The following is a 13,637-nucleotide window of genomic DNA, read 5'->3' as shown; positions in this document are numbered from 1 at the left end:
GCTATGTCGGCAGCCGGTAGGCTGCCATGGCATTCGGACCGAAGGCCTTGTTGCGGATGTCGGGGCCGAGTTGCGCCAGGCAGGAGTCGAGCGCCTGCTTGATCTCGTGATAGCTGCCGGCGAGCAGGCACACCGGCCAGTCCGAGCCGAAGATCAGCCGGTCCGGACCAAAGCAGCGCGCGACATGCGCCACATAGGGGTGCAGCCGCTCGGCATCCCAGTCGGTCCAGTCAGCTTCCGTGGCGAGCCCCGAGACCTTGCACCAGACATTCCCTGCGGTCGCCAATTCGGCGATGCGATCGGCCCAGGCCTGATCGAAGCCGGTTGCGATCGGCGGCTTGGCGGCGTGGTCGAGCACGAAGCGCGCGGTCGGGAACGCGCGCACGGTGGCGATCGACGACGGCAGTTCGCGTGTGCGCACCAGGAGATCGTAGGTCAGATCGTGCGCGAACACGGCTTCGAGGCCACGCCGCACGTCGCTGCGCGACAGCCAATCAGGATCGGCCTCGTCGTGAACCTGATGCCGGATTCCGATCAGCCTGTCGCCGCCGGGCAGACCGCGCAGCCGGTCGATCGTCGCTGTCAGCGATGGATCGGTCAGGTCGACCCAGCCGACGACGCCCGCGACGAACGGCGTCTCATGCGCGATGCGCAGGAACTCCTCGGTCTCGTCGAGCGACGATCTCGTCTGCACCAGGATGCTGGCATCGAGCGCATGGTCGGCGAGCAGCGGCGCGAGATCGGCGGGGCCGAATGGCCGCCGGATCGGCGCCAGCGCGTCGCCGGCCATCCAGGGATAATCGGCGCGCGCGGGATCCCAGAAATGCTGATGCGCATCGATGCGGCGGCTCATCACGCCCCCCCGGGCAGCGGTGCCCGCGCATCGACCAGGTTGCTGTCGCGCAGCGCGCGCCAGAACGCGGCAGGAACCGGCGCCTGCGCCATCGCAATGTTGTCGGCCGCCTCCTGCGCCGTGCGCGCGCCCTGCAGGCCGACGGTGATGGCGGGATGAGCGAGGCAGAACTGGATCGCGGCGGCCTTGAGCTCGGTGCCGTGCTGCTTGCACAGCGCATGGAGCTGGCGCGCGCGGGCAACCAGGTCGGCGTTGGCGTCCTCGTAGTTGAACTTCGCCTGCCCGAACGGATCAGCCAGGATGCCGCTGTTGTAGATGCCGCCGAGCAGGATGGCGATGGTCTGCCTCTCGCACAACGGAAGCAGCGTGTTCAGCGATCCCTGGTCGAGCAGCGTGTAGCGGCCGGCCAGGAGGAAACAATCGACTGAAACGGCTTCCGCGAAGCGCGCCAGCATCTCCGACTGGTTCATGCCGGCCCCGATCGCCTTGACGCTCCCGTCGTCCCGTAGCCGCTGCAGCGCGCGGAACGCGCCGGCGACGGCGTCGTCGTAGTGATCGTCGGGATCGTGCACCAGCAGGACGTCGACGCGGTCGAGCCCGAGGCGGTTCAGGCTGTCGTCAACAGAACGCATGACGCCGTCGTAGGAATAGTCGAAATACGCCCGCACCGGTGGGACGCCCTTGAATTGCGGGTCTTCCGCTGGATTCGTTTCAGGGCGCAGCAGGCGTCCAACCTTGGTCGAGAGCACGTAGCTGTCGCGGGGCTGCTGGCGGAGAAATGCGCCGAGCCGCTGCTCGGCGATGCCGAAGCCATAGAAGGGGGCGGTGTCGAAAAATCGCACCCCGTTTGCCCACGCGGCCGCGATCGTGGCCTCGGCATCGTGATCGCTCACCGGCTCGAACAGGCCGCCGAGCGGCGCTGTGCCCAGGCCAAGCCGGGTGACGTCGAGCGAGGTTCTCCCCAGACGGACGCGTTGCATTGTTCTGATCCTTGTTGTTCGGCGCGTTTGGATGGCCTCATTGTGCATGGATGCATGCGGCCAGACAATGACCTCGCATGGTGCGCCACAACGAGAACGGAATGGGGGAACGATGTCTGAGATCAATCCGCTGACCGCGCTGGGCGTCGTCGTGGCCACGGCGGCGACGGACGCCGTCTATGTGATGTTCACCTCGGCGGTGGTTGCGCATCGCCGATTGTCGGCGGCGACGTGGAGCTCGATCTGGTACATGCTCTCGTCGTTCGCCGTCATCAGCTACACCGAGAACTGGATCTACGTCGCCTTCGCGGCGGTGGGCTCCTGGATCGGCGCCTACGCGTCGATGACGTTCCTGCACCGTCCACCCGCAGGCCAAGCGCCGGTGGGATCGCCGCCGGAATGATGCTGCTTGTATGCCAGCACGTCTGCGTGAGCGGGGAAACGAGAGCGCGCGAAGTTCCTTGACGAGGAACGACCGTTCCCTTAATCACGCCGGCGGGACACCTCCCCCCAACGGGAGGCTTACTATCTGGAAGGATAGACGATGACTGCAGCGAAGCCCTCGCAGCGGCCTGCCGTGCCGCATTTCTCCTCCGGCCCCTGCGCCAAGCGCCCCGGATGGACCTCCGAAAATCTCAAGGACGCTCCCCTCGGCCGCTCGCATCGCGCGAAGGTCGGTAAAGCCAAGCTGAAGCAGGCGATCGAGCTGACCCGCGAGGTCCTCGAAGTGCCCGCCGACTACAAGATCGGCATCGTGCCGGCGTCGGACACCGGCGCGGTCGAGATGGCGCTGTGGTCGCTGCTCGGTGCGCGCCCCGTGACCACGATCGCCTGGGAATCGTTCGGCGAAGGCTGGGTCAGCGACATCGTCAAGGAGCTCAAGCTCAAGGACGTCACCAAGCTGCATGCCGGCTACGGCGAGATCCCGGACCTCTCGAAGGTCGATCCGGCCAGCGACATCGTCTTCACCTGGAACGGCACCACCTCGGGCGTGCGCGTGCCGAATGCCGACTGGATCAGCGCGAGCCGCGAGGGCCTGGCGATCTGCGACGCGACCTCTGCGGCGTTCGCGCAACCGCTCGACTGGCCGAAGCTCGATGTGGTCACTTTCTCCTGGCAGAAGGCGCTCGGCGGCGAGGCCGCGCATGGCATGCTCATTCTCTCGCCGCGTGCGGTGGAGCGCCTCGAGACCTACAAGCCGGCTTGGCCGTTGCCGAAGATCTTCCGTCTCACCAAGGGCGGCAAGCTCAATGCCGGCATCTTCGAAGGCGAGACCATCAACACCCCGTCGATGCTGTGCGTCGAGGACTATCTGGACGCGCTCAACTGGGGCAAGTCGATCGGCGGCCTGAAGGCGCTGATCGCGCGTGCCGACGCCAACACAAAGGTGCTGGCGGATTGGAAGGCGCGCACGCCCTGGATCGACTTCCTCGCGCAGGATCCGGCGATCCGTTCCAACACCTCGGTGTGCCTGAAGGTCGTCGATCCCGCGATCACCGCGCTGTCGGCCGACGCGCAGGCTGACTTTGCCAAGAAGCTGGTGTCGCTGGTCGAGAAGGAGAACGCCGGGTTCGACTTCGCGCATTATCGTGATGCGCCGGCGGGCCTGCGGATCTGGTGCGGCGCGACTGTGGAAGCGGCCGACGTCGCGCTGCTGACGCAGTGGATCGACTGGGCGTTCGCTGAAGCCAAGGCCGCGCTGCCGAAGGCGGCCTGATACGAGCACCGTTCGTAGGGTGGGCAAAGGCGCGCAGCGCCGTGCCCACCGTCTACCTGACCTGACGCGAGAGAGCGGTGGGCACGCTTCGCTTTGCCCACCCTACGAGCTTTCATCTCATTTCGGCGCCGTGCGCCGCGCCTCTGTCGAGGAGGCCGTGAAGGACCATCATCATGACCAAACCCAGAGTTCTCATCTCCGATGCACTGTCGCCGGCTGCCGTGCAGATCTTCAAAGATCGCGGCGTCGAGGTCGACTTCCAGCCCAATCTCGGCAAGGACAAGGACAAGCTCGCCGACATCATCGGCGACTATGACGGCCTCGCGATCCGTTCCGCGACCAAGGCCACGGCCAAGATCATCGAGCGCGCCAAGCGGCTCAAGGTGATCGGCCGCGCCGGCATCGGCGTCGACAATGTCGAGATTCCCGCGGCGACCGCCAAGGGCGTCATCGTCATGAACACGCCGTTCGGCAACTCGATCACGACCGCCGAGCACGCCATCACGCTGATGCTGTCGCTGGCGCGCGAGATCCCGCAGGCCGACGCCTCGACCCAGGCCGGCAAGTGGGAGAAGAACCGCTTCATGGGCGTCGAGATCACCGGCAAGACGCTGGGCGTGATCGGCTGCGGCAACATCGGCTCGATCGTCTGCGACCGTGCGCAGGGCCTGCGCATGAAGGTGATCGGCTTCGACCCGTTCCTCACCGAGGAGCGCGCGCTCGATCTCGGCGTCGAGAAGGTCGAGCTCGACGAGCTGCTGAAGCGCGCCGATTTCATCACGCTGCATACGCCGCTGACCGACAAGACCCGCAACATCATCGACGCCGCGGCGTTCGCCAAGATGAAGAAGGGCGTGCGCCTCATCAACTGCGCGCGCGGCGGCCTGGTCGACGAGCAGGCGCTGCTCGCGGCGCTCGACTCCAAGCATGTCGCAGGCGCCGCGCTCGACGTGTTCGCCGAGGAGCCGGCGACCAGCAATGCGCTGTTCGGCCACCCCAACGTGATCTGCACGCCGCATCTCGGCGCCTCCACCACCGAGGCCCAGGAGAACGTCGCGCTGCAGATCGCCGAGCAGATGTCGGACTATCTGCTGACCGGCGCGATCTCCAACGCGATCAACTTCCCGTCGATCACCGCCGAGGAAGCGCCGAAGCTGAAGCCGTTCATTGCGCTCGCCGAGAAGCTCGGCTCGTTCGCGGGCCAGCTCACCGAGAGCAGCATCACCAAGATCCAGATCACCTACGAAGGTCAGGTCGCGGAGATGAAGACGCGCGCGCTCTCGTCGGCGGTGCTGGCCGGTCTGCTCAGGCCGATGCTGGGCGAGGTCAACGTCGTGTCGGCGCCGGTCATCGCCAAGGAGCGCGGCATGATCGTCGACGAGGTGCTGCGCGCCGGCGAAAGCGACTATGAGAGCCTGATCACGGTGTCGGTCACCACCGAGCATCAGGAGCGCGCGGTGTCGGGCACGGTCTATGCCGACGGCAAGCCGCGTCTGGTCGACATCAAGGGCATCCGCGTCGACGCCGAGTTCGGCTCATCGATGATCTACGTCACCAACGAGGACAAGCCGGGCTTCATCGGCAAGTTCGCGAGCCTGCTCGGCGATGCCAAGATCAACATCGCGACCTTCCACCTCGGCCGCGTCGCCGCCGGCGGCGACGCCATCGCGCTGGTCGAGGTCGACGGCGTGGTGCCGGCGGAGTTGCTGGCGAAGATCCAGGCGCTGCCGCAGGTCAAGCAGGCCAAGGCGCTGGCGTTCTGATCGCACGGCCAAATTGGCCGGCCATGAAAGGCAGCACGGCATGGCGCCGCGCTGCCTTTTTTGATTCTCCGCGGCATTCGAACGATCGGCTTTCCGCGGCTTCAATTGAACCCGCTTATCCTTCCCCGCGTCTAACGCCCGTTGAAGGACCGGCTGACCCGGTCGCGAGGGCGCTGGGCTGCGGAGAAAGTGATGACCATGCGAAACAAGGGCCTGCTTGCCACGGGTCTCGTCCTGGGCGCTGCGCTGACGGCTGTGCCCGGCCATGCTGCAAACCTCGATGCGACGTCCACGGTCGACGCCGTGACGGTCTATCCGGATGGCGCGACGGTGACGCGGGTCATCTCGCTCGATGTTCCCGCCGGTGACAGCACCGCCTTTGCCAAGGACTTTCCGCTCGGCCTCGATATTGCTTCGCTGCGTGTCGAGGGCGAGGCCGGGACGAAGCTCGTGATCGGCACCGTGGATGCCAAGCCTCCCCGTGCGGCGCCGCCCGTCAATCTGCCCGATATCGACAAGCGCATCGAGGCGTTGAAGGACGAGCGCGCCAATCTCGACGGCGCCATCGCCGCCGCGCTCGCGCGCAAGAAATTCGCCGAGCGGTTTGCCGAGGCCTCTCCCGCCGGTCTCGGCGAGAAGGGCGAAGCGCGTCCGATCGCGGAATGGCGCACTGCCTTCGCGGCCGTTGCGGAGGAGGTCGGTCAGGCCGACGGGGCCATTCGCGACGCCGAGCGCAAGCAGCGCGACATCGATCGCGAGATCGCGCGGCTGCAGGCCGATCGCGCCGCGAAGCCTCCGAGCAAGCTGGAGGTCCAGATCGAGCTGTCGGCTGCGGCTGCGACGAAGGCGACCCTCCGCGTGACCTACGCCGTGCGCAACGCGCGCTGGGTGCCGCTCTACGACGCGCGCCTCGATACGTCGGCGAAGGACCGCAAGCCCGCGCTGGAGCTGGTGCGCCGTGCCGAGGTTCAGCAGAGCACCGGCGAGGACTGGTCGGATGTGGCGCTCTCGGTCTCAACTGTCAGGACCGGGCGCGGCGGCAGCGCCCCGGAGTTGAGGACGGTGATTGCGCAATATCCATCGCCGCCGGCTCCGCCCATGGCCCAGCTCGGGACGCTGGCCGACAAGGCACCGAGGCAGCGCAGCGTGGAAGCGCTCGCCCCGAGCGCCGCAGCTCCCGAGACGGCCAAGCGAGCAGAAGAGCGCGAGACCGCTGTCGAGATCAGCGCCTTCCAGACCGCGTTCCGCCTTCCCGGCCGTGTCAGCCTCGGCACCCATGATGGCGCCAAGAGCCTGCGCATCTCGATGGCAATGATCATGCCGGAGCTCATCATTCGTTCGGCGCCGGTGGCAGACCCCACCGCCTATCTCGAGGCGAGCTTCATGCAGAGCGAGGACGCGCCGCTGCTGCCCGGCAAGGTCGCGATCTATCGCGATGGCATGTTCGTCGGCACGTCGAAGCTGGCCTCCTCCGGCAAGGACGAGACCGTTCGCCTCGGCTTCGGAGCCGACGACAAGGTCAAGGTCGAGCGCAGCGTGGTCAAGCGCAACGAGGGCTCCGCCGGCCTGATCGTGACGACGGCGAAGATCGACGAGCGCGCGTTCAAGACGACGGTGCGCAACGCGCATGACTTCCCGGTCAAGGTGGCGATCCAGGATCAGTTGCCGGTCAGCGAGAACGAGGACATCGTCGTCGATATGCTGCCTTCGACCACGCCGCCGACCGCGACCAATGTGCGCGACCGGCGCGGTGTCACCGAATGGCTGCTCGACGCCAAGCCGGGCGAGACCAAGGAGATCTCGTTCGCCTGGCGCGTCCGCTGGCCCAAGGACAAGTCGATCGTGATGCAGCCGTCCGGCTAGCTGCTTGGCTTTGCTGATTCCGGGGGCGGGGCTATTCCCGCCTCCGCGTGGGTTCATTGACGGCTGGCGCCGACGCGGTCGAGCAGGGCCGCTCCGGTGCGGATGCCGTTGTAGAAGCAGTCGATCGTCATGTTCTCGTTCGGGGCATGGTTGGCTTCGTCGGCGTTGGCATAGGGCACGACGAAGGCGGGCACGCCCAGGATCTTGGTGAACACGTAGTCCGGCAGGCTGCCGCCGGTGCAAGGAATCTCGATAGGCGAGACGCCCTGCGCGACCTCGATGGCGCTGCGGATAATCGCGCCATAGGGCGAGTCCATCGGCACGCGCGACGGCAGCATGCCTCCACGAGGAATGAACTCCACCTCCGGCGCGTGCTTCCTGACATGGACCTCGACCTTGGCCAGCACGTCGGCGGGCGTCATCGCCTCGACCAGGCGGATGTCGCATTTCGCGACGGCCTCGCACGGCAGCACGGTCTTGGTGCCCGGGCCGCCATAGCCGCCATGCAGGCCGTTGATGGTCAGCGTCGGGTGGAACATCAGTCGTTCGTAATAGCCGCGGTCGGCCGGTTGATCGAGCCGGCTGAGACCGAGGCTCGCCTTGGCGGCGTCGAGGTCGAGCGGCAGGCGCTTCACCGCGGCGACGTCCAGCTCGCTCGGCGGCACGATCGCATCATGCAGTCCGTCGATCGTGATCTCGCCGGCGGCGTTCTTCATCGTCGCGAGCAGATGCACCAGCGTCCAGATCGGGTTCGGCACGATGCCGCCGAGATTGCCCGAATGCACGTCGCGGCTGGCGTGCCTGGCGCGCAGCTCGAACGAGCACATGCCGCGCACGCCATAGGTCATGGTCGGCCGCCCCGAGGGATGCATCGGGCCGTCGGCCGTGACGACGAAATCGGCCTTGAGCAGTTCCTTGTGGGCGGCAACAAAATCGGCAATCCGCGGGCTGCCGATCTCCTCTTCGCCCTCGAGCAGGAAGATCACGTTGCACGGCAGCTCGCCATGCACCTTCAGATGGGACTCGATCGCCATCAGCTGCGCGAAGTGCTGGCCCTTGTTGTCGCCGATGCCGCGCGCATAGATGCGGCCGTCGCGGATGGTCGGCTCGAACGGCGGGCTGAGCCACAGCTCCAGCGGATCCGGCGGCTGAACGTCATAGTGGCCGTAGAGCAGCACGGTCGGCGCACCCGGCTTCTTCTGCCAGCGTCCGAGCACCATCGGATGCCCGGCGGTCGGCAGCGTCTCGGCGTCGAGCCCGATCTCCTTGAGCATGTCGACCAGAAGTGCTGCGACCTCGGCAATGCCGATATTGTGCGCGCTGATGGACGGATGCCGGACGTAGTCCATCACGCGGGTCAGGAAGCGCTCCTTCTTCGCATCGATGTGGCGGAACACCGCCTCCAGCGTGGCGGAGGCAGATGGCGGCGGCTGCACCTCGGTCATGAGAACGTCCTGCGCGGAAGAGATGAGAAGGCGCTGCCGTTGTGACGCAAATGACGGCGAAAGCAAAGCAGCGATCATCCGGCATGGGGGCCGGCCGCACTTGATCCAGAACAAGCGCGAGAACGCGCCTGATTGTTAAAGGCTGGTGCAGTTCCGGGGGCCTTCGGTCGATCTTGGAGCGGTCCAACGCGAGTGTCTGACATGGAATCCGATCCGAATGTCCGCAAGCAGGCCATCGCCGTCGGCTACATCTTTCTGGCTGGCGTCGGGATGCTGCTGCTGCAATGGCTGCTGACCACGTACAACACCGTCGAGACCATCCCCTATAGCCAGTTCGAGCAGCTGGTGGAGCAGGGGAAGATCGCCGAGGTGTCGGTCAGCCAGGATACGATTCAAGGAAAATTCAAGGACAAGCAGGCGGACGGCAAGACCTCGTTCATCACGGCGCGCGTCGATCCGCCGCTGGCCGAGAAGCTTGCCGCGAAGGGCGTCACCGTGACCGGCGTCCCCTCCGGCGGCGCGATTCAGACATTGCTGTCCTGGATCGTGCCGGCGCTGATGTTCTACCTGATCTGGGTGTTTCTCGGCCGCAAGGTCATGGACCGGCAGGGCTTCGGCGGCCTGATGTCGATCGGCAAGTCGCGCGCCAAGGTCTATGTCGAGACCGACACCAAGGTGACCTTTGCCGATGTCGCGGGTGTTGACGAGGCGAAGTTCGAGCTGCAGGAGGTCGTGCAGTTCCTGAAGGATCCGAAGAGCTATGGCCGGCTCGGCGCGCACGTGCCGAAGGGCATCCTGCTCGTCGGCCCGCCCGGCACCGGCAAGACCTTGCTCGCGCGGGCCGTGGCCGGCGAAGCCGGGGTTGCGTTCTTCTCGATCTCGGGATCCGAGTTCGTCGAGATGTTCGTCGGTGTCGGCGCTGCCCGCGTCCGCGACCTGTTCGAGCAGGCGCGCAAAGCCGCGCCCTGCATCATCTTCATCGACGAGCTCGATGCGCTCGGCCGCAGCCGCACGGCGGGCGGTCAGCTCGGCGGCTATGACGAGAAGGAGCAGACGCTCAACCAGCTGCTGGCCGAGCTCGACGGCTTCGATCCGAGCGCCGGCGTGATCCTGCTTGCCGCCACCAACCGGCCCGAGATCCTGGATCCGGCGCTGCTGCGCGCCGGCCGCTTCGATCGCCAGGTGCTGGTCGATCGGCCCGACAAGGGCGGCCGGCTCGCGATCCTGAAGGTCCATGTTCGCAGGATCACGATGGCCGGGAGCGTCGATCTCGACAAGGTCGCGGCGCTGACGGCCGGCTTCACCGGCGCCGACCTCGCCAACCTCATCAACGAGGCCGCGATCGCGGCGACGCGCCGCAACGGCAGCGACGTGACGTTCGACGACTTCACTTTGGCCATCGAGCGCATCGTCGCCGGTATCGAAAAGAAGAGCCGTGTGCTCAGTGCCTCCGAGCGGCGCCGGGTCGCCTATCACGAGATGGGCCACGCGCTGGTCGCAGCCAATCTCACCGGCGTCGATCCGGTGCAGAAGGTCTCGATCATTCCCCGCGGTGTCGGCGCGCTTGGTTACACCATGCAGCGTCCGACCGAGGATCGTTTCCTGCTCGCCGTCAGCGAGCTCAAGAACCGCATCGCGGTGCTGATGGGCGGGCGGGCGTCGGAGCAGCTGATCTTCGACGGCGACGTGTCGACCGGCGCGGCCGACGACCTGCAGCGCGCGACCGAGATCGCGATCGAAATGGTCACCAAATACGGAATGGATGGGACGGTCGGCCAGAGGACCTACGCGCCGCGTCCGCAGGCTTCGTTCCTGCAGCCGCAGGATCAGATCGTCTCGGCGGCCGAGGAGACCGGGCGCGAGATCGACCTGGCCGTGCGGCAGCTGATCGCCGACGGCGATGAGCAAGCACGCGCGATTCTCGAACGCCACCGCCCGGATCTCGAGCGCGGGGCTGCGCTGTTGATCGCCAAGGAGACGCTGACGGCCGAGGAGTTTGCTCCGCTGCGGCCGGCCGCCTCCCGGGAGGCGGCGATGACGGGCTGACCCGTGGTTCTACGGGCAAGTTCCGCAACGGAACCCTAACCAACACGTGATGAATTCTTCCGGGACAATTCGCTGGTGATTGATGCCATCGACCGAGGAGTTCGTCGCGTGCTGTTGAATAACATGAAGATCGCTCCCAAGCTGGCGATCGTGGTCGGCGTCGCGCTCCTGGGTCTCGCTGCGGCCGGAACGTTCGCCGGCAACCTGATGCATCGAGAGATGGTCAACGCACGCATCGAGCAGTGCCGGGCGATCGTCGAGACGGCGCGCAACATGGCGATGGGCCTGATCAAGGAGGTCGAGGCTGGCAAGTTGACGAAGGAGGCGGCGCTGGACGAGTTCGTCAAGCGCGGCAGCACGATGACCTTCGACAAGGGCTCGGGCTATCTGTTCGCCTATACGATGGAGGGCAACGTCGTGTTGTCCCAGGACCCGAAGCTGCGCGGCTCGAACGTCATCGATTTCGAGCTCAACGGCCGCAAGCTCGTCGTCGAGCTGCGCGACGGCGTCGCCAAGGACGGCGAGGTGACCCTGCACTATGAATATCTGCGGCCGGGCCAGGAGCAGCCGATCCGCAAGATCTCTTATGCGGTAGCCATCCCCGGCTGGAATACGTTCGTCGGCACTGGCGTCTATGTCGACGATCTCGATGCCAAGATGAAGCCGTTGAAGCTGTTGATGTGGCTGGCTTGCGCCGGCATCGCGGTCGTCGCCGGCGGCATTGCCTGGCTGATCAGCCGCAGCATCAGCGTGCCGCTCAACCGTCTCGGCGGCCGCATGCGCGAGCTCGCCGGCGGGCAGCTCGATGGCGAGATTCCCGGGGTCGGTCGTGGCGACGAGGTCGGCGCGATGGCTGCCTCGGTGCAGATCTTCAAGGACAATGCGATGCGTGTGCGCCAGCTGGAGCAGGCGGAGGCCGCGACCCACCAGCGCGCCGAGGCGGAGCGCCGCGCGGCCATGCAGAACCTCGCCGCCGACTTCGAGCGCAGCGTCAACGGCATCGTTCGCTCGGTTGCGTCGGCCGCCGAGGGTATGCAGCACACCGCTGAATCGATGACGTCGACGGCGAGCGATGCGAGTTCGCGGGCCTCCACCGTCAGCGCCGCCACCCAGAGCGCCAACGACAATGTCGGCACGGTCGCGGCCGCTGCGGAGGAGCTCTCCAGCTCGGTCACCGAGATCTCCCGCCAGGTCGCCCGCTCCAGCGAGATCGCGAGCAAGGCAGTCGGCGACGCCGAGCGCACCAATGCCACCGTCCAGGTGCTCTCGACCGGGGCCGAGAAGATCGGCGAGGTGGTCAAGCTGATCCACTCGATCGCGGCTCAAACCAATCTGCTGGCGCTGAACGCCACCATCGAGGCGGCACGTGCGGGCGAGTCCGGCAAGGGGTTTGCCGTGGTCGCCTCCGAGGTCAAGGCGCTCGCCAACCAGACGGCGAAGGCGACCGAGGAGATCTCGGCCCAGGTCGCAGCGATGCAGACCTCGACCCAGGATGCGGTCGCGGCGATCAGCGGCATCACCCAGACGATCGCGCAGATGAGCGAGATCACGAACTCGATCTCCACCTCGATCACGCAGCAGGGCGACGCGACGCGCGAGATCGCCCGCAACATCCAGTCGGTGGCGGCCGGCTCCAATGAGATCAGCGCCCATATCGGCGGCGTCACCAAGGCGGCGGAAGCGACCGGCATGGCGGCTTCGGAAGTGCTGGCCAGCGCGCGCGAACTCGATAGCCAGTCCGGCCTGCTGCAGCAGGCGGTCGACGGCTTCATGGCCAAGGTGCGAACCGCGTAGCCGAGGCGACGACATCGAATCTGCTCTCGAAGCCGGAGCGACGGGGCAGAGATCGTCGCGGTCAGGCGACCTTGGTACGGCCGGTGCGTGATGCGATGACCACGCCAGCGATGACCAGTGCGTAGCCCGCCAGGTGAAACGGCTTCAGCTGTTCACCGAGCAGCAGGATCGCCAGCACCGAGCCGAACAACGGCACGAGATGCAGAAACGGCGCGGCCCGGTTCGGTCCGATCAGCCCGATGCCGCGGTTGAAGAACAGGTAGGCGAGCGTGGATGCGAACACCACGACATAGCCGAGCGTCAGGATCGACAGCAGGTCGGGCTGCAGCACGAAGCCGGACGCGTATTCCCAGGCCGCCAGCGGGAACAGCAGCACCGCACCCAGGGCCGTGCAGGACGAGATCAGCGACAATTGGTGCACGGCAGGCCGCCGCGTCATGACGGCCGAGTAGATCCCGAACACCATGAGCGCCCCGGCAAACATCAGGTCGCCGCGGTTGAACTGGATGGCGGCGAGAGCCCCGAGATCGCCGCGCAGCAGGATCACCAGCACGCCGATCAGCGACATCGCGATGCCGGCGAACTGCGCGGCGGTCAGCCGCACTCCGAACAGGACGAGCGACCAGAGCGCCACGAACAGCGGCGCGGAGGATTGGATCAGCAGCCCATTGAGAGCCTGGGTGTACTGCATCGCCCAATAGGACAGCGCATTGTTGATGGCGAAGCCGGTCAGCGCGAGCACCAGCAGCAGCGGCCAGTTGGCCAGCAGCGTCCGCCAGTCACGCGCCAGATGCGCGCGGGCGAACGGCCACAGCATCAGGAACGTCCCGACCCAGCGAATGCAGGACAGCGTCAGCGGCGGGACGTGCCCGGCGACATAGCGCGCCAGCACGATGTTGCCCGCCCAGAACAGCGACGCCAAGGTGAGCAGCAGATAGGGCTGATTGTTGAGCCAGGCCAGCGGCGAGGTCGGACGTGATGAGGTGGGCAAGGAATCGGCTTCTCTTGTTGACCAAGCTTGCGTCGGAAACCGCCGGCGGGACAAGAGCGCCCGGCGGCATGGCGCCATGCCGAAACGCAACCGGGTCTTTACAAAACGGATATTCGTTTTGTATGGTGACGGGGTGAGGTCAGCCGATCGAGCCGACGGCTGCGGTTTGTGGCGTCGGACAGGAG

10 protein-coding genes are annotated in these 13,637 nt (G+C 66.4%); 6 read left to right on the top strand and 4 right to left on the bottom strand.

The window, feature by feature from the left end; translation table 11 throughout:
• Position 1: 1 nt before the first annotated feature.
• Together ACQR1I_RS25725 and ACQR1I_RS25720 are read right to left on the bottom strand one after the other, a co-directional pair.
• Positions 2 to 853: an amidohydrolase family protein gene (locus ACQR1I_RS25725; protein ID WP_434869478.1), complete on the bottom strand. Its 852-nt coding sequence runs from the start codon at positions 851 to 853 to the stop codon at positions 2 to 4.
• A complete protein-coding gene (locus tag ACQR1I_RS25720) occupies positions 853 to 1,833 on the bottom strand; it encodes an aldo/keto reductase (protein ID WP_434869479.1) in 981 nt (326 codons plus the stop codon). The genes ACQR1I_RS25725 and ACQR1I_RS25720 overlap by 1 nt, the downstream gene beginning before the upstream one ends.
• 112 nt (positions 1,834 to 1,945) lie before the next feature.
• On the opposite strand from ACQR1I_RS25720, the gene ACQR1I_RS25715 reads away from it, so the two are divergent.
• The 4 genes from ACQR1I_RS25715 (at position 1,946) to ACQR1I_RS25700 (ending at position 7,176) form a co-directional block, all read left to right on the top strand.
• Complete coding sequence (locus ACQR1I_RS25715; protein WP_434869480.1) at positions 1,946 to 2,236, top strand: hypothetical protein; 291 nt, start codon at positions 1,946 to 1,948, stop codon at positions 2,234 to 2,236.
• 141 nt (positions 2,237 to 2,377) lie between these two features.
• Entirely contained in the window at positions 2,378 to 3,550 is a 1,173-nt protein-coding gene (locus tag ACQR1I_RS25710; protein ID WP_434869481.1) for a phosphoserine transaminase, read from the top strand.
• Positions 3,551 to 3,723: 173 nt separating this feature from the next.
• Positions 3,724 to 5,313, top strand: a complete 1,590-nt coding sequence (serA, locus tag ACQR1I_RS25705; protein WP_434869482.1) for a phosphoglycerate dehydrogenase — start codon at positions 3,724 to 3,726, stop codon at positions 5,311 to 5,313.
• Positions 5,314 to 5,511: 198 nt separating this feature from the next.
• Positions 5,512 to 7,176, top strand: coding sequence for a mucoidy inhibitor MuiA family protein (locus tag ACQR1I_RS25700; RefSeq protein WP_434869556.1), 1,665 nt, complete (start codon positions 5,512 to 5,514; stop codon positions 7,174 to 7,176).
• A gap of 53 nt (positions 7,177 to 7,229) precedes the next feature.
• Here the strand turns inward: ACQR1I_RS25700 and ACQR1I_RS25695 are convergent, their stop codons facing one another.
• Positions 7,230 to 8,621: a M20/M25/M40 family metallo-hydrolase gene (locus tag ACQR1I_RS25695; protein ID WP_434869483.1), complete on the bottom strand. Its 1,392-nt coding sequence runs from the start codon at positions 8,619 to 8,621 to the stop codon at positions 7,230 to 7,232.
• 201 nt (positions 8,622 to 8,822) lie between these two features.
• On the opposite strand from ACQR1I_RS25695, the gene ftsH reads away from it, so the two are divergent.
• Positions 8,823 to 10,667 (top strand): ATP-dependent zinc metalloprotease FtsH, encoded by a 1,845-nt coding sequence (gene ftsH / locus ACQR1I_RS25690; protein ID WP_434869484.1) that lies wholly within the window; start codon positions 8,823 to 8,825, stop codon positions 10,665 to 10,667.
• 108 nt (positions 10,668 to 10,775) lie between these two features.
• On the top strand, positions 10,776 to 12,461 hold the full coding sequence (locus ACQR1I_RS25685) for a methyl-accepting chemotaxis protein (protein WP_434869485.1): 1,686 nt from the start codon (positions 10,776 to 10,778) through the stop codon (positions 12,459 to 12,461).
• 61 nt (positions 12,462 to 12,522) lie between these two features.
• Here the strand turns inward: ACQR1I_RS25685 and ACQR1I_RS25680 are convergent, their stop codons facing one another.
• Complete coding sequence (locus tag ACQR1I_RS25680; RefSeq protein WP_434869486.1) at positions 12,523 to 13,452, bottom strand: DMT family transporter; 930 nt, start codon at positions 13,450 to 13,452, stop codon at positions 12,523 to 12,525.
• Positions 13,453 to 13,637: the final 185 nt, after the last annotated feature.

The organism is Bradyrhizobium sp. HKCCYLS2038, from assembly GCF_051167655.1.
In the GTDB taxonomy this organism is placed as follows: domain Bacteria; phylum Pseudomonadota; class Alphaproteobacteria; order Rhizobiales; family Xanthobacteraceae; genus Bradyrhizobium.
Note: the sequence above shows the minus strand (reverse complement) of the source record. Positions and strands in the feature narration are given on the sequence as shown.

Excerpts from the sequence above, each read along its gene's own strand:
- ACQR1I_RS25695 (WP_434869483.1), bottom strand. The coding sequence starts at position 8,621 with ATGACCGAGGTGCAGCCGCCGCCATCTGCCTCCGCCACGCTGGAGGCG.
- ACQR1I_RS25715 (WP_434869480.1), top strand. The coding sequence starts at position 1,946 with ATGTCTGAGATCAATCCGCTGACCGCGCTGGGCGTCGTCGTGGCCACG.
- ACQR1I_RS25710 (WP_434869481.1), top strand. The coding sequence starts at position 2,378 with ATGACTGCAGCGAAGCCCTCGCAGCGGCCTGCCGTGCCGCATTTCTCC.
- serA (WP_434869482.1), top strand. The coding sequence starts at position 3,724 with ATGACCAAACCCAGAGTTCTCATCTCCGATGCACTGTCGCCGGCTGCC.
- ACQR1I_RS25725 (WP_434869478.1), bottom strand. The coding sequence starts at position 853 with ATGAGCCGCCGCATCGATGCGCATCAGCATTTCTGGGATCCCGCGCGC.
- ACQR1I_RS25720 (WP_434869479.1), bottom strand. The coding sequence starts at position 1,833 with ATGCAACGCGTCCGTCTGGGGAGAACCTCGCTCGACGTCACCCGGCTT.
- ftsH (WP_434869484.1), top strand. The coding sequence starts at position 8,823 with ATGGAATCCGATCCGAATGTCCGCAAGCAGGCCATCGCCGTCGGCTAC.
- ACQR1I_RS25700 (WP_434869556.1), top strand. The coding sequence starts at position 5,512 with ATGCGAAACAAGGGCCTGCTTGCCACGGGTCTCGTCCTGGGCGCTGCG.